Below are 19,010 nucleotides of genomic sequence, written 5' to 3'. Positions count from 1 at the left end.
GGCCGTGACGATGGGGGCGATCCGGCGGGTGACCGCGTCCACCTGGGCGGGGGCGGCGCCGACGAAAGCCGAGCGGTCGGCGACCAGGGCGTCAATCTCGGCGCGGGACAGACCGAGGCGGCTGTCCGCGGCCAGGCGGTCGAAGAGGTCGTTCTCCGGAGCGCCCTTCTCCCGCATGGCCAGCGCCACCGCGACGGCGTGCTCCTTGATCACCTCGTGCGCCACCTCCCGGCCGACACCCCGGCGGACCGCCGCCACCAGGATCTTCGTGGTGGCCAGGAAGGGCAGGAAGCGCTCCAGCTCACGGTTGATCACCGCCGGGTACGCCCCGAACTCGTCGAGCACGGTGAGGAAGGTCTGGAACAGCCCGTCGGCGGCGAAGAAGGCATCCGGCAGGGCCACCCGGCGGACCACCGAGCAGGAGACGTCCCCCTCGTTCCACTGGTCGCCGGCCAGCTCGCCGACCATCGACAGGTAACCCCGGATGATCACCGCGAAACCGTTCACCCGCTCCGATGAGCGGGTGTTCATCTTGTGCGGCATGGCGCTGGAACCCACCTGGCCGGGCTTGAAGCCCTCGGTGGCCAGCTCCTGGCCGACCATCAGCCGGATGGTGGTGGCCAGCGACGACGGCGCGGCGGCGACCTGGGCCAGTGCGGAGAGCACGTCGAAGTCGAGCGAGCGCGGGTAGACCTGCCCGACGCTGTCCAGCACCCGGGAGAAGCCGAGGTGCTCGGCGACCCGGCGCTCCAGCTCGGCCACCCCGCCGGCGTCGCCGTCGAAGAGGTCGAGCTGGTCGGCGGCGGTGCCGACCGGGCCCTTGATGCCGCGCAGCGGGTAGCGCCGGATCAGGTCGTCCAGCCGCTCGTACGCGATGAGCAGTTCCTCCGCGGCCGAGGCGAAGCGCTTGCCCAGCGTGGTGGCCTGCGCCGCGACGTTGTGCGAGCGGCCGGTGATCACCAGGCCCGAGTGCTCGTTGGCGAGCCAGGCCAGTCGGGCCAGGGTGGCCACCACCCGGTCCCGGATCAGTTCCAGCGAGGCGCGCACCTGGAGCTGCTCGACGTTCTCGGTGAGGTCCCGGGAGGTCATCCCCTTGTGCACGTGCTCGTGCCCGGCGAGCGCGCTGAACTCCTCGATCCGTGCCTTCACGTCGTGCCGGGTGACCCGCTCCCGCGCCGCGATCGAGGCCAGGTCGACGTCGTCGAGCACCCGCTCGTACGCCTCGACCACGCCGTCCGGCACCGGCACGCCGAGGTCCCGCTGGGCGCGGAGCACGGCCAGCCAGAGTCGCCGTTCCATCCGGACCTTCTCCTCGGGTGACCAGAGGGCGACCAGCTCGGTTGAGGCGTACCGGTTGGCGAGCACGTTCGGGATCGTCGTCACGGCCCTCATTCTCCCGTATTCGACGGCGGTGCCCCGGGCGGGCCGCCGGCTGGGCCGCCAAGGCGACCAGGACTCACGGAACACCGCCCCGGCGCCGGATAAGGTGATCATCCTGTTGAGTCGACTGACGGGAATAGGAAAGAGTGTCCAGACTTACCGGTAGGGTCGCTCTGGTCACCGGCGGTAGCCGCGGTATCGGCGCCGCCGTCGCCCGGCGGCTGGCCGAAGACGGCACCCACGTCGCGTTCACCTACCGCGAGGCGGAGGACAACGCGAAGGCCGTCGTCGCCGACATCGAGTCGTACGGCCGCACCGGCCTGTCGATCCGGGCCGACAGCGCCGACGGGACGGCGGTGGCCGGTGCGGTCGAGCAGACCGTCGCCGAGCTGGGGCGGCTGGACATCCTGGTCAACAACGCCGGGGTGTTCTCGGCCGGGCCGATCGAGGAGGTCAGCCTCGACTACCTCGACCGGGCCATCGCCGTGCACGTACGCGGGGTCTTCCTGGCGACCCAGGCGGCGGTACGCCACATGGGTGACGGCGGGCGGATCGTCAACATCGGCAGCAGCTTCGCCAGCCGCGTCCCGGATCCCGGGGTGACCCGGTCATCGGTCGGGAGGCCGGGCGAGCGGCGTGGCGGCTCGCTACCGGAGAGACTGAACGGCGGCCGGCCTCAGCGTTCCAGGATCGCCGTCACGCCCTGACCGCCGGCCGCGCAGATCGAGATCAGCCCTCGCCCACTGCCCTTCTCGGCGAGCAGCTTCGCCAGCGTCGCCACGATCCGGCCGCCGGTCGCCGCGAACGGGTGCCCGGCCGCCAGCGAGGAGCCGTTGACGTTGAGCTTCTCCCGATCGATCGACCCGAGCGCGGCGTCCAGGCCGAGCCGGTCCTTACAGAACTCCGGCGACTCCCAGGCCGCCAGGGTGGCCAGCACCTGCGAGGCGAACGCCTCGTGGATCTCGTAGAAGTCGAAGTCCCGCAACGTCAGCCCGGCCCGGGCGAGCATCCGGGGCACCGCGTACGCGGGGGCCATCAGCAGCCCTTCGTCGCCGTGCACGAAGTCGACAGCCGCCGTCTCCGACCAGGTGAACCAGGCCAGCACCGGCAGGCTGTGCGCGCGCGCCCACTCCTCGCTGGCCAGCAGCACGGTGGACGCCCCGTCGGTCAGCGGCGAGGAGTTGCCGGGAGTCATGGTGGCCTGCTCGGCGTCCGGGCCCCTGGTGCCGAAGACCGGCCTGAGCGAGCCGAGCTTCTCCAGGCTGGTGTCCGGACGGAGGTTCTGGTCGCGGGTCAGCCCCAGGTAGGGCGTCATCAGGTCGTCGAAGAAGCCCCGGTCGTACGCGGCGGCGAGCCGCTGGTGCGAGCGGAGCGCCAACTCGTCCTGGGACGGCCGGTCGATGTTCCAGCGCAGCGCGGTGCGGGCGGCGTGCTCGCCCATCGACAGCCCGGTACGCGGCTCGGCGTTGCGCGGGACCTCGGGCCGGAACGGCTGGAGCGGGCGCAGCTTCGCGGCGATCCGCAGTCGTTCGCCCAGCGTGCGGGCGCTGTTGAGCTTGAGCAGCGTGCGTCGCAGCTCCTCGTTGACCGCCAGCGGCGCGTCGGAGGTGGTGTCGACGCCACCGGCGATGCCGACGTCGATCTGCCCGAGGGCGATCTTGTTGGCGACCAGGATCGCCGCCTCCAGCCCGGTGCCGCAGGCCTGCTGGACGTCGTACGCGGGGGTGTGCGGGTCGAGTCGGGAGCCGAGCACCACCTCGCGGGTGAGGTTGAAGTCCTTCGAGTGCTTGAGCACCGCGCCGGCGACCACCTCGCCGACCCGCTCGCCGGCCAGCCCGTAGCGGGCCACCAGCCCGTCGAGGGCCGCGCCGAGCATGTCCGAGTTGGACGCGTTCGCGTAGCGGGAGTTGGAGCGGGCGAAGGGGATGCGGTTGCCACCGATGACCGCCACCCGCCGGATGTTCTGCACGATCCGCCTCCTGAAAGTGTTGCCCGCACCCTACTCGTCAGTAGGCTACGCCTATGACCGACAGGTACGCGAGCTTCGTCCAATCGGGGGCCGGCCGCGCGCTGGTCAAGCGCCTCGGGCTGCCCGACCCGCCGCGACTGCGCCGGCACCGCCCCGGCGAACCGCTCGTTCCCGGGCCCGTCCTGCTCGGCGCGGCCACCGCCGGCCGCCTCGCCGAGCCGGTCGGCAAGATCCTGACCGCCGCCGGGGTCGCCCTCCGCGACCCGGCCACCGCCGTCCCCGATCCGGCGTCCGGTCGTACGCCGGGCAGCGCCGCCCTGGTCTACGACGCGACCGGGATCACCGACTCGACGGGCCTGCGGCAGCTCTACGACTTCTTCCACCCGCAGGCCCGGGCGGTGCAGCCCAGCGGCCGGGTGATCGTGCTGGGCACCCCGCCCGACGAGTGCGGCTCGCCGCGGGAGGCGACCGCGCAGCGGGCCCTGGAGGGGCTGACCCGCAGCATCGGCAAGGAGTTCGGCCGGGGCGTCACCGCGCAACTGGTGTACGTCACCCGCGACGGCGACGCGGGCACACCGACCAGCCTGGAGGCCACCCTGCGCTTCCTGCTGTCGGGCCGCTCCGCGTACGTCTCCGGCCAGGTGATCCGGATCGGCACGGGCCGCGCGGAGCCACCGCTGGACTGGGATCGCCCGCTCGACGGGCAGGTCGTGCTGGTTACCGGCGCGGCCCGGGGGATCGGCGCGGCGCTGGCCGGGGTGCTCGCACGCGACGGCGCCCGGGTGGTGGCGCTGGACATCCCGGCCGCCGGGGACGAGCTGGCCGCGGTGGCCAACGAGATCGCTGGCACCGCCGTGCAGCTCGACCTGACCGCTCCGGACGCGCCGACCCGGCTCGCCGAGCACCTGGCCGCCCGGCACGGCCGGGTGGACGTGGTGGTGCACAACGCCGGCATCACCCGGGACAGGACCCTCGGCCGGATGGACGCCGACCGGTGGGACTCCGTGCTCGACGTGAACCTCTCCAGCCAGGAGCGGATCAACGACGTACTGCTGGAGCGGGAGCTGATCCCGGCCGGCGGGCGGATCGTCTCGGTCTCCTCGATCGCCGGGATCGCCGGCAACCGGGGCCAGACCAACTACGCCACCAGCAAGGCGGGGGTGGTCGGGCTGGTCGAGTCGCTCGCCCCGGTGCTGCGCGAACGCGAGATCAGCGTCAACGCGGTCGCCCCCGGGTTCATCGAGACCCGGCTGACCGCCCGGATCCCGCTGGTGCTGCGGGAGGCGGGCCGGCGGATGAACAGCATGTCCCAGGGCGGCCTGCCGGTGGACGTCGCGGAGACCATCGGCTGGCTGGCCTGGCCGGCCTCCGGCGCGGTCAGCGGCAACATCGTCCGGGTCTGCGGGCAGAGCCTGCTGGGGGCGTGATGGCCGGGAGCCAGGGCCGCCCGGCCGACGACGCGGGCCGGGAGCTGTCCGTACACGAGCTGATCGACGGTCCGACCGAAATCCTGTCGCCGGCGGACCTGGCCGCCGCCCGGGCCCCGGACCCGTCGGCGCACGACCTGAGCCTCGCGGCCACGCACGACCTGTCGGGGGTGGACACGGCACCCACCCACGACCTGTCCGCGCACCAGCCGGCCGCCTCGCCGGCGATTCGGGCGCGCGTCGAGCTACCCCGGATGCCGGCGACCGGCGCGCTCTACCGGCGGGCGCTGCGCACCGCCCTGCCCGGGGGCGGCGGCGGGCGTCGGATGGCCGCGCCGCCGGTCGTCGAGCTGACCGTCGCCGGCGTCACCGTGGACCGCACCCACCTCGCCGGCTACGACCGGGTCTGCGGGTTCCGGCTCACCGACCGGCTGCCCGCGACGTACCCGCACGTCATGGGGTTTCCGCTGGCGCTGCGGCTGATGACCGCGCCGGAGTTCCCGGTCCCGCTGACCGGGGTGGTGCACGTCGGCAACCGGATCGCCGTGCACCGGCCGATCGATGCCGACGAGAGCCTCGACTTCACCGCGTACGCGGAGAACCTGCGCCCGCACGACCGCGGCCGGCAAATCGACGTGGTGCTGGTCGGCTCGGTCGGCGGGGAGGAGGTCTGGCGCGGCGTCTCGACGTACCTCGGCAAGGAGCGGACGCCGGGCGGCGGTGCGCGGCACGACCACGGCGACCGGCCCGCGCCGCCGGCCGCCTCGGCCCACTGGCGGGTCGACCCCCGGGTCGGTACGGACTACGCGCGGGTCTCCGGCGACCACAACCCGATCCACACCTCCCGGCTGGGCGCCCGGCTGCTCGGCTTCTCCCGCCCGATCGCGCACGGGATGTGGAGCAAGGCCCGGTGCCTCGCCGCGCTGGAGAACCGGCTGCCGGACGCCTACACGGTCGAGGTGGCGTTCAAGCTGCCCGTGCCGCTGCCCACCACGGTGGCGTTCAGCACCACCCCGGCCTGGGAGTTCGCCCTGCACGACGCGCGCACCGGGCGACCCCATCTGGTGGGCGCGATCCGCTGACTCGGCCCCCGGCCGGCCGTGTCCGACGAGCATGAGGGCATGGACTCCGTGTTCGACCTGCTCCGGGAGACGGTCACCTCGCCGTGGGTGTACCTGGTTCTCTTCGGGGTCACCGCGGTCGACGCGGTCTTCCCGATGGTGCCCGGCGAGGCGGCCGTGATCACCGCCGCCGTCCTCTCCGCCAGCGGGAATCCCATCCTGGTGGCGGTGATCACCGCCGCCGCGCTCGGCGCGCTCGCCGGCGACCACCTCTCGTACGCCATCGGGCGCAGCGGCGGCGCGCGCCGGTTGGCGCAGCTGCCCGCGGACACCCGGCGCCGGGCCGGATCCGAGTGGGCCCGCCGGGCGGTGAACCGGCGCGGCGGGCTGATCCTGACCACCGCCCGGTACGTCCCCGGCGGACGGACCGCGATCACCCTCACCATGGGGGCGGTCCGCTACCCGCTCCGCTCGTTCCTCCTCTACGACACGGTCGGGGCGATCTCCTGGGCGGTCTACTGCGGGCTGCTCGGCTACTTCGGGGGCCTGGCCTTCCAGCGGGAGCCGGTCAAGGGCATCCTGGTCGGGGTCGGCCTCTCCGTGGTGATCACCCTGCTGCTGGAGGCGGCCCGCCGGGTGCACTCGCACCACCGCCGCCCCGCCGCGCGCCGCTGACCCGCCCGCCGCCGTGCCTCCGCGGATCAGGATGCTCGGTGTGCCCGACCCCGCGGCGCGCTGCTCGACGCGACGTGCCGGTCGGCGTCACAGCAGGTCGGCGTCGTGCACCAGGATCGCCAGCTGCACCCGGTTGGCGGCCCCGAGCTTGGCCAGGGCCCGGCTGACGTGCGCCTTCACGGTGGCCTCGCTCATGGTCAGGCGGCGGGCGATCTCCGCGTTCGCGTGCCCCCGCCCGACCTCCCGGGCGATCTCCAACTCCCGGCCGGTGAGCTGGCCGAGCCGCTGCCGCGCGGCGTCCCGCCGGGCCGGACCCCGCTCGGCGAACGAGTCGATCAGCCGCCGGGTCACCGTGGGCGCCAGCATGGCGTGCCCGGCGGCGACCGTCCGCACCGCGGTCGCGAGTTCCTGCGGCGGGGTGTCCTTGAGCAGGAAGCCGACCGCCCCGGCCCGCAGCGCCTGGTGCACGTACTCGTCCCGGTCGAAGGTGGTCAGCATGATCACCTTCGCGCCGGTGGCGACGATCCGCGCCGCCGCGGACAGCCCGTCCGCGCCGGGCATCCGCACGTCCAGCAGGACCACGTCGGGGCGGAGCCGGCGGGCCTCGACCAGCGCCTCGGCGCCGTCGGCCGCCTCGCCCACCACGGTGATCTCCGGCGCCGCCGCCAGGATCAGCCGCAGCCCCGAGCGGACGAGGTGCTCGTCGTCGACGACCAGGACCCGGATCACGTCGCCTCCGCCACCGGGATCAGCGCCCGCACCAGGAAGCCGCCGTCGCGTGGCCCGGCCTCCAACCGCCCGCCGAGCAGCTCCACGCGTTCCCGCAGGCCGATCAGGCCGAGTCCGGCACCAGGCAGGCCCGACCCGCCGGCTGACGGGCCATTGCGCACGCTCACCTCGATCCCGCCGGACAGGTGCCGCAGGTGGACGATCGTCTCCGCGTCGGGCGCGTGCTTGCGGACGTTGGTCAGCGCCTCGCGTACCACCCGGTGCACGGTCCGATCGACGGTCGCCGGGAGCGGTCGCGGTAACCCCTCGACCCGGCGGTCCACCCACAGCCCGGCCGCGCGGGACTCCCGTACCAGCTCGTCCACCTCGGCCAGCCCCGGCGGCCGGGCGGTGTCCGGCGCCGGTGTGCCGGTCACCGCGCCGCCGGCCGGGCCGGAGGCACCGACGGGGCGCGGCCCGCCGGCGCCGGCCGGGGTGGGCTGCCGCAGCACGCCCAACACCTCGCGCAGGTCGGTGAGGGCCTGCCGGCCGGTAGTCCGGATCAGCGCGGCCGCCTCGACCGTCGCCGGGTCGGCGGAGGTCACCTCCAGCGCCCCGGCGTGCACCACCATCAGCGACACCCGGTGCGCCACGACGTCGTGCATCTCCCGCGCGATCCGGGCCCGCTCCTCGGCCCGGGCCTGCTCGGCGCGGGCCGCCTGCTCTCGTTCCAGCCGCTCGGCCCGGTCCCGCAGGGCGGCGAGGGTGTCCCGGCGGGCCCGGATCCAGAGCCCGACGACCAGCGGGAAGACCACCATCCAGGCGAAGAGCGCGGCGGCGTTGGCCGGGGTGGCCGTGGTCAACCACCGCTCGCCGCCGGCCGCGATGCCGACCAGGACTCCCACGCCGGACACCAGGAGCGCGCCGGCGATGTAGCCGACGAGGTGGCGGCGCTCCCGCAGCCGGAGGCCGGCCTGCCCGGAGGCGACGACCACGGCCGGCCAGGCGGCCAGCACCAGCCACCCGACGGCGGCCGCCGTGAACAGTGGCCAGCGGCGGGTACGGGTCGTCGCGGCGGCCCACCCCGATCCGACGGCGACGAGAAGGACCAGCACCCGGGGCAGGGGTGAGCGGACTCCGATCGCCCCGGTGGCGGACGCCCAGACCCCGGCGGCGGCGAGCACGGCGAGCAGCAGCGGCGCGTACCGCTCGACGACCCGCCGGAGTGCGGCGGCGCTGGAGGTCACGCTCCGAGCCTAGGTGCTGTGGCGGCGGGCGGTACCGGGCGTGGACCCGGGTCGCGGTCGGGGCGGCGCCACCCCGACCGCGACCCTGAGTCCACTGGGGGGCGGGTGCTACTTAGGTAGTACGCGCCCGTTGACTGACGGCCGATGGCGACCCCGGTCGGCGGCAGCAGCATCGGGCTCATGGATTCGGTGCTCGACCTGCTCCACCAGACGATGTCCTCGCCCTGGGTGTACCTGGCAATCTTCGCGATCGCGGTGGTCGACGGGTTCTTCCCGGTGGTCCCGAGCGAGACGGCGGTGATCACCGCCGGCGTGTTCGCGGCGAGCGGGCAGCCGGAGCTGGTGACCGTGATCGTGGTCGCGGCGGCCGGCGCGCTCACCGGCGACCACGTCTCGTACGCCATCGGCCGCACGGGTGGCGCCCGGCTGCTCGATCGGTTGCCGGCCAGCGGGCGGCGGCGGGCGGGCGTCGAGTGGGCCCGGCGCGGCATCGCGCTCCGCGGCGGGCTGATCCTCGCCGTCGCCCGGTACATCCCGGGTGGTCGGACCGCGGTCACCCTCACCATGGGCGCGGTCGGTTTTCCCCGCCGGCGCTTCCTCGCCTTCGACGCGCTCGCCGCCGCCTCCTGGGGGAGCTACTCGGCGCTGGTCGGCTACCTCGGCGGGCTCGCCTTCGAACGGGACCCGGTCCGAGGCCTGCTGTTCGGGCTGGGCCTCGCGCTGACGGTGACCCTGGTGGTCGAGGTCGTCCGGTGGAGGATCCGGCGGCGTCGCCGGGTCAGCACGCCGGTCGAGGCGCCCGTCGGGGCCCGGCGGTGAACGCGGCTCACTCGGCTGGTGGGCGCCAGCTGGCCCCGTGCAGCAGTTGCCCGGCGCCGAGCCAGGCGACGTTCATCATCCGGGTGGCGGTCCTGGCCGAGTCCTCCTCCGGATGGTCGGCGAGCCAGTCGGCCAACGACTCGGTCGCCCCCACCAGGGCGTACGCGACGACCTCCAGCTCGGTCTCGCCGACCTCGCGCCCCTCGGCCCGCAGCGCGTGGTCCAGCATCCCGGCGATCACCTCAACCATCCGGGCCCGCATCCCGGCCAGCTCGGCGGCGAACGGCTGCTCGCCCCGGGCCTGCCGGTAGAGCACCGCCCAGCCGTCCCGGTGCGCCCCGACGAACCCGAAGAACGCCCGCAACCCCCGCCAGAGCCGCTCGTCGGCGGGCAGGTCCGGGGCGGCCGCGCCGGCGATGGCCTGCATCATCCGGGTGCCCTCACGGTGCAGGCAGGCGACGAAGAGTTCTTCCTTCGTGCCGAGGTAGGCGTAGACCATCGGCTTCGAGATGCCGGCGTCCTCGGCGATCTCGTCCATGCTGGCCGCGTGGAAACCCCTGCGGGAGAAGACTTTCACGGCCGCGTCGAGCATCTGCTGCTCGCGTACGGCCCGGGGCAGGCGCTTGAAGGCGGGTGGCGTGGACACCTTGCGAGCATACCTACTCGTGCGTAAGGTTACGCCAGAGTAGCCAAGCCGGCCCGCCCGAGAGGTGTTCCCCCATGACTGACTTCGACCCGGCCACCTTCGCCAACGTCGGCCCCAAGGAGTTCGCCCAGCTGGTCAAGTCCACTCCCGACAACAAGATCGCCGAGGTGATGTCCGGCGACCTGCGCGGCAAGATCCTGGGTGAGGTCTTCGGCCGGATGCCGTCGCTGTTCCGCGCCGACCGGGCCGGTTCCACCAACGCGGCCATCCACTGGAACATCACCGGCCGCCCGGACGGTGGCACCGACACCTACGAGGTGGTCATCGCCGACGGCACCTGCACGGTGAACGAGACCCCGCAGCACGACCCGAAGCTGAGCCTGACCATGGGTCCGGTGGAGTTCCTCAAGATCGTCTCCGGCGGCGCCAACCCGGTGATGATGTTCATGACCGGCAAGCTGAAGGCAAAGGGCGACCTGGGCCTGGCCGCCAACATCGCCAACCTGTTCGACATCCCCAAGGCCTGACATGGCCGACTTCTCGCTCGACCTGAACGAGGAACAGCGGGATCTCCGCGACTGGGTGCACGGCTTCGCCGCCGAGGTCGTGCGCCCGGCCGCGGCCGAGTGGGACGCGCGGGAAGAGACCCCCTGGCCGATCATCCAAGAGGCGGCGAAGGTCGGCCTCTACGGCTTCGAGTTCCTCGCCACCTGCTGGTCCGACCCGAGCGGGCTCTCCCTGCCCATCGCCAGCGAGGAACTCTTCTGGGGCGACGCCGGCATCGGCCTGAGCATCTTCGGCACCACCCTGGCGGTGGCCGCCATCTACGGCGCCGGCACCCCTGACCAACTCGTCGAGTGGGTGCCGCCGTGCTTCGGCACGGTCGACGAACCGGCCGTCGCCGCGTTCTGCACCAGCGAGCCGGAGGCCGGCTCGGACGTCGGCGCGATGCGCACCCGGGCAACCTACGACGAGGCCACCGACGAGTGGGTGCTGCGCGGGCAGAAGGCGTACGCGACCAACGGCGGGATCGCCGGGGTGCACGTGGTCACCGCCTCGGTCGCGCCGGAACTCGGCTCACGTGGGCAGGCGGCGTTCGTCGTACCGCCGGGCACCGCCGGCCTGACCGCGACCCGCAAGCTGCGCAAGCTCGGGCTGCGCGCGTCGCACACCGCCGACGTCTTCCTCGACGACGTCCGCGTGCCGGGGCGCTGCCTGCTCGGCGGGCGGGAGGCGCTACTGGAGCGGCTGGACCGGGCCCGCTCCGGGCAGCGGGCCGCGTCGCAGGCCGCGATGCGCACCTTCGAGCTCTCCCGGCCCACCGTCGGCGCGCAGGCGCTCGGCGTGGCCCGGGCCGCCTACGAGTACGCCCTGGGCTACGCGAAGGAGCGGGTCCAGTTCGGACGCCCGATCATCGAGAACCAGGCGGTCGCCTTCGCGCTGGCCGACATGAGGACGGAGATCGACGCGGCTCGGCTGCTGGTCTGGCGCGCGTCCTGGATGGGCCGCAACAACCGGCCGTTCGCGGCCGGGGAGGGCTCGATGTCCAAGCTCAAAGCCGGCGAGGTGGCGGTCGCGGTCACCGAGAAGGCGGTGCAGCTGCTCGGCGGCGCGGGCTTCCTCCGCGACCACCCGGTCGAACGCTGGTACCGGGACGCCAAGATCTACACCATCTTCGAGGGCACCTCCGAGATCCAGCGCCTGGTCATCTCCCGGGCGATCTCCGGGATACAGATCCGCTGACCCCGCGGCGACGGCCCGGGCCGCCAGACACGGCGACGGCGGCGGCGCGGGCTCGGGGGCCTTCATGCACGCCAGAAGGAGGCTCGCGGCATGGACCTGCCGTTCATCGTCGCCACCCTGACCCGGCGCGGACTGCTCACCCCCGGCCGTCCGATCCGGGTCGCCTCCCAGCTCGGCGCGCTGCGCGCGTGGGGCTGGAGCCTCGCCGGCGAGCTGCGCCAGGCGGCCGCGCGCGACCCCGGCCGGACCGCCGTCGTCGACGACCAGGGCGTCGAGCTGACCTACGCCGAGCTGCTGGACCGGGCCGAACGGCTGGCCCGGGCGATCCGCGCGGCACTCGGCGTACAGGCGGGCGAGCGGATCGGGGTGCTGTGCCGCAACCACCACGGTCTGATCGAGACGATCGTGGCCGCCACCCTGCTCGGCGCGGACGCGGTGCTGGTCAACACCGGGCTCTCCGCCGCACAACTGGCCACCGTGTCCGAGGAGCAGCGGCTGCGGGTGCTGGTCCACGACGCCGAGTTCGCCGAGCGGATCCTCGGCCTCCCCGCCGAGCTGCACCGCCTCGACGAGCGGGCCCGGGAGGAGCTGATCGCGAACGCCCTCCCCGGCGAGCTGCGCCCGCCGGCCCGCGACGGCCGGATCATCGTGCTCACCTCGGGTACCACCGGCGCGCCGAAGGGTGCCCGCCGCCCCACCCCGAACGGGTTCGGGCCGCTGGTGTCCATCATCGACCGCATCCCGCTGCACGCCCGGGACCGGGTCATGATCGCCGCGCCGCTCTTCCACACCTGGGGGTACGCCGCCCTCCAGGTCGCCTTCGCGCTGCGCGCCACCATCGTGCTGCACCGCCGGTTCGACCCGGCCGCCACGCTCGCCGACCTGGTCCGGCACCGGTGCGAGGCGCTCTTCGCCGTACCCGTGATGGTGCAGCGGCTGCTGGAGGTGCCGCCGCCGGACCCGCGGCCCCCGCTCAAGGTGGTCGCGGTCAGCGGCTCCGCCCTGCCGGGCAACCTCGCGCCGCGGTTCATGGACGTCTACGGCGACGTCCTCTACAACCTCTACGGCTCCACCGAGGTCTCCTGGGCCTCCATCGCCGGCCCCGCCGAGCTGCGGGAGGCGCCCACCACGGCCGGCCGCCCGCCGCACGGCACCCGGCTGGAGATCCTCGACGCCGACGGGCAGCCGGTGCCGAGCGGGCGGGCCGGCCGGATCTTCGTGGGCAACGAAATGCTCTTCGAGGGCTACACCTCCGGGGCCGAACGGGACCGCCACGAAGGGCTGCTCGACACCGGTGACCTGGGCCGGATCAGCGCCGAGGGCCTGCTCTTCGTGGACGGCCGGGCCGACGACATGATCGTCTCGGGTGGGGAGAACGTCTTCCCGTCCGAGGTGGAGGACCTGCTCGCCCGGCTGCCCCAGGTACGCGAGGCCGCCGTGATCGGCGTGCCGGACCCGGAGTACGGGCAGCGGCTCGCCGCGTTCCTCGCCCTGCACCCGGGGGAGACGCTCGACCCGGAGGCGGTCCGGGAGTACGTACGCCACTACCTGGCCCGGTTCTCCGTCCCCCGGGACGTCGTCTTCGTCAAGTACCTCCCGCGCAACGCCACCGGCAAGGTGCTCGTCCGCGAGCTGCGCCGCTACTACGGCTGAGCCAACCGCGCCCCGGTCCTTGCCGGCGACGGCGCCTTCCCGTGGTCGACCGGGTGACTGCCCGGGGACCGGGCCGGATTTGCGCCGGGCACTACGCCAAGGTGGTGGACAACGGCATCGAGTACGGCCTTGGCGGTGATCGCCTGGTTCGGGTCGCCGACGTCGGCCGTGCCCGGCCCAGACTGGCGGGCGGTCAGCCCGGCAGGGTGATCCGGCCGTCGACCGCGGCGGCGGCGATGTCGGTGCGGTGGTGCGAGCCGGCCAGCCCCACCCCGGCCGCCAGTGCGTACGCGGCGTCTCGGGCGGCGGCCAGGTCGGGGCCGCTGGCGGTGGCGCAGAGCACCCGGCCACCGGCGGAGCGCAGGGTGCCGTCGGCGGCCCGGCGGGTGCCGGCGTGGATGATCCCCGGGCCCTCGGCGCCGGTGATGACGTCACCGGTGCGCGGCGCGGCCGGGTAGCCCTCGGCGGCGACCACCACGGTGACCGCGGCGCCGTCGCGCCAGCGCAGCGGCGGGTGCTCGGCCAGCGTGCCGGTGGCCGACGCGTGCAACAGCCCGGCCAACGGGGTCTCCAGCAGGGCGAGCACCACCTGGGTCTCCGGGTCACCGAAGCGCGCGTTGAACTCGATCACCCGGACACCGCCGGCGGTGATCGCCAGCCCGACGTAGAGCACGCCGCTGAACGGGGTGCCCCGGCGGCGCATCTCGGCCAGGGTCGGGTGTACCACGTCGCGCATGACCTCGTCGACCAGGCCGGGCGGGGCCCAGGGCAGCGGCGCGTACGCCCCCATGCCGCCGGTGTTCGGGCCGGTGTCGCCGTCACCGGCCCGCTTGAAGTCCTGCGCCGGCAACAGCGGCACCGCCGCCTCGCCGTCGGTGATCACGAAAAGCGAGACCTCCGGGCCGGCCAGGTACTCCTCGACCACGACCCGCCCGCACTCCCGCGCGTGCGCCAGCGCGGCCTCCCGGTCGCCGGTGACCACGACGCCCTTGCCTGCGGCGAGCCCGTCGTTCTTCACCACGTACGGCGCGCCGAACTCATCAAGGGCGGCGGCGGTGGCGGCTTCGTCCACGCAGGTGTACGCCCGGGCGGTGGGCACGCCGGCGGCGGTCATCACGTCCTTGGCGAACGCCTTCGAGCCCTCCAGCCGGGCCGCCTCGGCGGACGGCCCGAACGCGGCGATGCCCTTCGCCCGGACCGCGTCGGCGACCCCGGCCACCAGTGGGGCCTCCGGCCCGATCACCACCAGATCGGCCCCGACCTCCACCGCGAGCGCGGCGACGGCCGCCGGATCGACCGGATCCACCGACCGCAACTCCGCCAGCGCCGCGATCCCGGGATTCCCCGGCGCGGCGATCAGCCGCGCGACGGACGGATCAGCCGCCAGCCCGAGCGCGAGCGCATGCTCCCGCCCCCCACCACCCAGAAGAAGAACCCGCACGACCCGCATCCTACCGGCCCCCCATCCCGCCCCGTTGATCATGGGGTTATCGGCGATGCCGATCTCCATCCCCACTGCTAACCTCATGATCAACGGCGTTGGGCGGCGGCGATGGCCTGGCCAACGGTCCAGGGGATGTAGGCCGGGTCGAGGGTGTCGGCCCAGGTGAAGCGCAGGACAGCCCAGCCGGCGTTGACCAGGCGGTTCTGCCGACGGCGGTCGGCGAAGGCGGCCTCGGGGGTGCTGTGCGCGCCTCGGCCGTCGGCCTCGGCGATCACCCGCGGGCCGCGCCAGCCGAGGTCGCCGACGCCGAGCAGGTAGCCGTCGTCATCGCGTACCTTCACCTGGAGAGTGTCCGGGGGCACCTTGCCGTCGACGCAGCGCAGGCGGGTACGGGTCTCCAGCGGGGACTGCGCCCGCCCGTCCGCCTCAGCCAGGTAGGCGCGGGCCGCCACCGCGCCCCGGCGGCGCCTGATCAGGCGCGGAATGGCAAGCAGGTCATCCTCGGTGACGAGCCCCCGGTTCAGCGCGGAGTCCAGCACGCAGACCGCAGGATACCGGCCCACCCGGAGGATCACCTCGGTCACGGTACGGAGCGGGTCGGTGGCCGGCAGACCGTTGAGCCTCACGACCGAAGCCGCTGGATGCTCCAGTTGATGCACCACGAGGCCGGGTTCCTGGACCCGCGCCAGCTTCGCCGCAGTGCCGGGCAGCGCCACGTGGATCGCGTCAGTGGCCGGAAGCCCGGCGATGCCGTGGAGTTCGGCGGCCGTTCCGAGTACCGCATGGGCCTTCGGCCCCAGCGACAGCAGCGCCGCGCGGATTCGGCATCGCCGGGACGGCTCTCCAGCCGCCATGCCGCCGACCAGGTAGACAGCCCGGGCCAGGCGACGCCAGCGGCCGAACGTGACGAGGTTGTCGATCTCGTGCCGGCTGAACCCGACACCCGTCGCCTGCGCCCGGGTCACCAACCCGTCCTGCCCGGAGGCGATCCGTCGCAATGCCACCGCGCGATCCATGGCTCTCGACCATGGACCAGCCCACCCCCGCCCACGAAGCCCTGTGGATAACTCCCACATTCCTGTGGACAACCCCGCCCACAGCCTGTGTTGATCATGAGCTTAGCGGCGAAGTCGATCGCGGACCGCACCGCTAACCTCATGATCACCGGCGAGGTCGTCGGCGGTGGGTGGTGCGGGTCAGGGGGAGCGGAGTTCGACGAGGGTGATCTGGGGTTCGGCACCAACGCGGACCGGCGGGCCCCAGAAGCCGGCGCCGTTGGTGACGTAGACCGTGGTGCCGTCGACCTCGCCCAAGCCGGAGACGACCGGCTGCTGGAGCCGGACCAGCAGGTTGAACGGGACCATCTGGCCGCCGTGGGTGTGCCCGGAGAGCTGCAGGTCGACGCCGTACTTCGCCGCCTCCACCGCAGCGACCGGCTGGTGGGCCAGCAGCACCACCGGACGGCTCGGGTCGCGACCGCCGAGCGCCGCCGCGAAGTCCGGCGGCGCGGCCAGCCCGGTGCCGGCGGCGGTCATGTCGTTGACCCCCGCCAGGTCGAGCACACCGCCGCGGGCCTGGATCTCCTGCCGCCTGTTCTGCAGCACCCGCAGCCCGAGCCGGTCAAGCTCCTGCACCCACTCCTCGACCCCGGAGTAGTACTCGTGGTTGCCGGTGACGAAGAAACTGCCGTACCGGGAGCGCAGGTCCCGCAGCGGCTCGGCCGCCGCGCCCAGCTCGGCGACCGAGCCGTCGACCAGGTCACCGACGACCGCGACGAGGTCGGCGTCGAGGCGGTTGATCGCGGCCACGATGCGCTCGGTGTGCGCCCGGCCGTGCAGCGGACCGAGGTGGATGTCGGCGACGGTGGCGATCCGCAGGCCGTCCATGCTCCGGGGGAGCTTGGCCAGCGGAATCCGCACCCGGTCCAGCTGCGGCGGGCCGAGCGCGGTGCGGACGCCGTACCCGGTGATGCCGGTGGCGGTGAGCCCGGCGAAGATGGCCGCCCCGCGGGCGAGCAGCAACCGGCGGGACGGGTCGTGGTCGGGCTGGGCGACCACGTCGGCGGCCGGCGGGTCGGCCGGGCCCGCCGCCCCCACCAGGACCGGCTCGGGCGCGGCGGTGGTCGGCTCGGCGGCAGCGACCCGCCGCCGCAGCACCAGCCGGGCCACCAGCATCGGCACCTCCAGCGCGACCAGGAGGACCAGCAGGTAGAACATCACGGCGAGCCAGAGGTAGCCGGGCCAGGCGAGCCAGTAGAGCCCGGCCCGGGTGCCCATCATGGTGGCCGGTACGAGCAGCGCGAGCACCAGCGTGGTCACCCCGCCGATCCGCCGCCAGCGCCCCGGCCTGGTGGTGTCGCGCACCAGGCGCTTCCACAGGTAGAGGTGGACCAGGCCGGTGATCACTCCCAGGGTCGCCACGAACCCCAGTAACGCCAGCATGTGATGAGCCTCCCTCAGCCGCCGGCGAAGGGGGGCAGGACGTCGATCGTGGCCCCAGCCGGCAGCGGCACCTGACGATCATGACAGGCCACGCCGTCGACCAGAAAACTCGCTACGCGTAGCACGGCAGCCAGCCGCTCGCCGTGCCGCTCGGCGAGCTCGGTGGTGAGCTCGTCCAGGGAACGGCCGGCGGGCGCGGTCTCCTCGGTGCGCCCGGCGGCGGCCCGCGCCCCGGCGAAGTAGCGGACGGTCAGCTGCACCGGGGTCAACCTCCGATCGCGGACATCGGCCGGGCCGGCTGGAGGAACGTCGGGTCGTCGATGCCGTGACCGGCCCGCTTGCCCCACATCGCCGCGCGCCAGCGCCGGGCCAACTCGTCGTCGTCCGCCCCGGCCCGCAACGCGCCGCGCAGGTCGGACTCCTCCGTGGCGAAGAGGCAGGCGCGAACCTGGCCGTCGGCGGTGAGCCGGGTCCGGTCGCAGTCGCCGCAGAAGGGGCGGGTGACGCTGGCGATCACACCGACCCGGGCGGGGCCGCCGTCGACCAGCCAGGTCTCGGCCGGCGCCGGTCCCCGCTCGGTGGGGTCGGCGGTCAGGGCGAACCCCCCGACCAGTGCGGCGAGGATCTCGTCGGCGGTGACCATCGCGGCCCGGTCCCAGCCGTGCTGGGCGTCCAGCGGCATCTGCTCGATGAACCGCAGCTCGTAGCCGTGGGCCAGGGCGAAGCGGAGCAGCGCGGGAGCCTCGTCGTCGTTCACGCCGCGCATCAGCACCGCGTTGACCTTCACCGGGGTGAGCCCGGCCGCCGCCGCGCCGGCCAGGCCGGCCAGCACGTCGGCGTGGCGGGGACGCCGGGTCAGCCGGGCGAACCGCTCCGGGTCCAGGGTGTCCAGCGAGACGTTCACCCGGTCGAGGCCCGCGGCGCGCAGGGTCGGCGCGAGCCGGTCCAGGCCGATGCCGTTGGTGGTCAGCGAGATCCGGGGCCGCGGTTCGAGCGCCGCCACGGCGGCCACGATGCCGGCCAGCCCCGGCCGGATCAGCGGCTCCCCGCCGGTGAAGCGCACCTCGGTCACGCCGAGCTGCCGCACCGCGACCCGGATCAGCCGGATGATCTCGTCGTCGCCGAGCAGCTCGGGGCCGGCGAGCCAGGGCAGCCCTTCGGCCGGCATGCAGTAGGTGCAGCGCAGGTTGCACTTGTCGGTCAACGAGACGCGCAGGTCCCGGGCGACGCGGCCGTACCGGTCGACGAGGACGCCGTCGCTCGGCTGGGTGGCGTTCACCCGTCGACGGTAGCGCGCCCGATCCCCGTCAGGGCGGCCCGGGCCGCGCGGGTGACCGCATCCCGGTACGCCTCGCCGAACAGGGCGGTGTGCACCAGGAGCAGGTGGAGCTGGTGCACCGGCACCCGCTGCCGCCACCCGTCGGCCAGTGGCCAGTTCTCCTCGTATGCGGCGAGGATCCGGTCCAGGTGCGGTGCGCCGCCGAAGAGGGCCAGCTGGGCCAGATCGCTCTCCCGGTGGCCGCCGTGCGCGGCCGGGTCGACCAGCCACGCCCGCCCGTCGGCGCCCCAGAGCACGTTGCCCGGCCACAGGTCGCCGTGGATCCGGGCCGGCGGCTCGTCGCCGCCGAACTCGTCGATCCGGTCGATGACCTCCTCGACCAGCGCGGTCTCCGGGCCGGCGAGCGCGTTGCGGTCGACCGACCGGCGCAGGTGCGGCAGCAGTCGGCGCTCCGCGAACCAGCGTCCCCACGGGCCGTCCTGCGGGGTGTTGTCCGCCGGCAGCGCCCCGATGAAACC

At 74.1% G+C, this 19,010-nt stretch carries 19 protein-coding genes; 8 read left to right on the top strand and 11 right to left on the bottom strand.

Going from position 1 to position 19,010, the window contains the following annotated elements; genetic code table 11:
• Window positions 1-1,383, bottom strand: a 1,383-nt coding sequence (purB, locus tag C1I99_RS16635; RefSeq protein WP_111135130.1) for an adenylosuccinate lyase, incomplete at its 3' end; no start/stop codon positions are given.
• Between the two features lie 143 nt (window positions 1,384-1,526).
• Between purB and C1I99_RS16630 the strand changes: the two genes are divergently transcribed.
• Window positions 1,527-2,087, top strand: coding sequence for an SDR family NAD(P)-dependent oxidoreductase (locus C1I99_RS16630; protein ID WP_111135129.1), 561 nt, complete (start codon window positions 1,527-1,529; stop codon window positions 2,085-2,087).
• Here C1I99_RS16630 and C1I99_RS16625 read toward each other — a convergent pair.
• The gene (locus C1I99_RS16625; protein WP_111135128.1) at window positions 2,057-3,349 is read right to left on the bottom strand and encodes an acetyl-CoA C-acetyltransferase; all 1,293 of its coding nucleotides are present in this window, start codon (window positions 3,347-3,349) and stop codon (window positions 2,057-2,059) included. The two genes, C1I99_RS16630 and C1I99_RS16625, sit on opposite strands and share 31 nt — an antisense overlap.
• 53 nt (window positions 3,350-3,402) lie before the next feature.
• Here C1I99_RS16625 and C1I99_RS16620 point away from each other — a divergent pair, with 53 nt between their 5' ends.
• The 3 genes from C1I99_RS16620 to C1I99_RS16610 are packed head-to-tail and all read left to right on the top strand — an operon-like array spanning window position 3,403 to window position 6,512.
• Window positions 3,403-4,776 (top strand): 3-oxoacyl-ACP reductase, encoded by a 1,374-nt coding sequence (locus C1I99_RS16620; protein WP_111135127.1) that lies wholly within the window; start codon window positions 3,403-3,405, stop codon window positions 4,774-4,776.
• Entirely contained in the window at window positions 4,776-5,858 is a 1,083-nt protein-coding gene (locus tag C1I99_RS16615; RefSeq protein WP_111135126.1) for a MaoC/PaaZ C-terminal domain-containing protein, read from the top strand. The genes C1I99_RS16620 and C1I99_RS16615 overlap by 1 nt, the downstream gene beginning before the upstream one ends.
• 39 nt (window positions 5,859-5,897) lie before the next feature.
• Window positions 5,898-6,512 (top strand): DedA family protein, encoded by a 615-nt coding sequence (locus C1I99_RS16610; RefSeq protein ID WP_111135133.1) that lies wholly within the window; start codon window positions 5,898-5,900, stop codon window positions 6,510-6,512.
• Window positions 6,513-6,599: 87 nt separating this feature from the next.
• Here the strand turns inward: C1I99_RS16610 and C1I99_RS16605 are convergent, their stop codons facing one another.
• The gene (locus C1I99_RS16605) at window positions 6,600-7,241 is read right to left on the bottom strand and encodes a response regulator (RefSeq protein WP_111135125.1); all 642 of its coding nucleotides are present in this window, start codon (window positions 7,239-7,241) and stop codon (window positions 6,600-6,602) included.
• Complete coding sequence (locus C1I99_RS16600; protein ID WP_111135124.1) at window positions 7,238-8,467, bottom strand: sensor histidine kinase; 1,230 nt, start codon at window positions 8,465-8,467, stop codon at window positions 7,238-7,240. The genes C1I99_RS16605 and C1I99_RS16600 overlap by 4 nt, the downstream gene beginning before the upstream one ends.
• Before the next feature lie 180 nt (window positions 8,468-8,647).
• Here C1I99_RS16600 and C1I99_RS16595 point away from each other — a divergent pair, with 180 nt between their 5' ends.
• A complete protein-coding gene (locus C1I99_RS16595; RefSeq protein ID WP_111135132.1) occupies window positions 8,648-9,286 on the top strand; it encodes a DedA family protein in 639 nt (212 codons plus the stop codon).
• A 7-nt stretch (window positions 9,287-9,293) separates the two neighbouring features.
• Here C1I99_RS16595 and C1I99_RS16590 read toward each other — a convergent pair whose 3' ends face one another.
• The gene (locus C1I99_RS16590; RefSeq protein ID WP_111135123.1) at window positions 9,294-9,932 is read right to left on the bottom strand and encodes a TetR/AcrR family transcriptional regulator; all 639 of its coding nucleotides are present in this window, start codon (window positions 9,930-9,932) and stop codon (window positions 9,294-9,296) included.
• A 74-nt stretch (window positions 9,933-10,006) separates the two neighbouring features.
• On the opposite strand from C1I99_RS16590, the gene C1I99_RS16585 reads away from it, so the two are divergent.
• The 3 genes from C1I99_RS16585 (at window position 10,007) to C1I99_RS16575 (ending at window position 13,328) form a co-directional block, all read left to right on the top strand.
• A complete protein-coding gene (locus C1I99_RS16585) occupies window positions 10,007-10,459 on the top strand; it encodes an SCP2 sterol-binding domain-containing protein (RefSeq protein WP_111135122.1) in 453 nt (150 codons plus the stop codon).
• 1 nt (window position 10,460) lies between these two features.
• Window positions 10,461-11,675 (top strand): acyl-CoA dehydrogenase family protein, encoded by a 1,215-nt coding sequence (locus C1I99_RS16580; RefSeq protein ID WP_111135121.1) that lies wholly within the window; start codon window positions 10,461-10,463, stop codon window positions 11,673-11,675.
• Between the two features lie 90 nt (window positions 11,676-11,765).
• Complete coding sequence (locus C1I99_RS16575; protein ID WP_111135120.1) at window positions 11,766-13,328, top strand: AMP-binding protein; 1,563 nt, start codon at window positions 11,766-11,768, stop codon at window positions 13,326-13,328.
• Window positions 13,329-13,521: 193 nt separating this feature from the next.
• On the opposite strand, the gene purD is transcribed toward C1I99_RS16575, so the two are convergent.
• The 6 genes from purD to C1I99_RS16545 all read right to left on the bottom strand — a co-directional run.
• Entirely contained in the window at window positions 13,522-14,769 is a 1,248-nt protein-coding gene (gene purD / locus C1I99_RS16570; RefSeq protein ID WP_111135131.1) for a phosphoribosylamine--glycine ligase, read from the bottom strand.
• 89 nt (window positions 14,770-14,858) lie between these two features.
• Window positions 14,859-15,776, bottom strand: a complete 918-nt coding sequence (locus tag C1I99_RS16565) for a type IV toxin-antitoxin system AbiEi family antitoxin domain-containing protein (RefSeq protein ID WP_233512545.1) — start codon at window positions 15,774-15,776, stop codon at window positions 14,859-14,861.
• A 192-nt stretch (window positions 15,777-15,968) separates the two neighbouring features.
• A complete protein-coding gene (locus tag C1I99_RS16560) occupies window positions 15,969-17,213 on the bottom strand; it encodes a metallophosphoesterase (RefSeq protein ID WP_111135118.1) in 1,245 nt (414 codons plus the stop codon).
• A 14-nt stretch (window positions 17,214-17,227) separates the two neighbouring features.
• The gene (locus C1I99_RS16555) at window positions 17,228-17,473 is read right to left on the bottom strand and encodes a MoaD/ThiS family protein (RefSeq protein WP_111135117.1); all 246 of its coding nucleotides are present in this window, start codon (window positions 17,471-17,473) and stop codon (window positions 17,228-17,230) included.
• Between the two features lie 5 nt (window positions 17,474-17,478).
• Window positions 17,479-18,492, bottom strand: coding sequence for a GTP 3',8-cyclase MoaA (gene moaA / locus C1I99_RS16550; protein ID WP_111135116.1), 1,014 nt, complete (start codon window positions 18,490-18,492; stop codon window positions 17,479-17,481).
• Window positions 18,489-19,010: fructosamine kinase family protein (locus C1I99_RS16545; RefSeq protein WP_146603972.1), on the bottom strand; the 522-nt coding region annotated here is incomplete at its 5' end. The genes C1I99_RS16545 and moaA, both read right to left, overlap by 4 nt.

This window comes from Micromonospora deserti, from assembly GCF_003236335.1.
GTDB lineage: Bacteria > Actinomycetota > Actinomycetes > Mycobacteriales > Micromonosporaceae > Micromonospora > Micromonospora deserti.
This window is presented reverse-complemented; position numbering and strand designations above follow the sequence as displayed.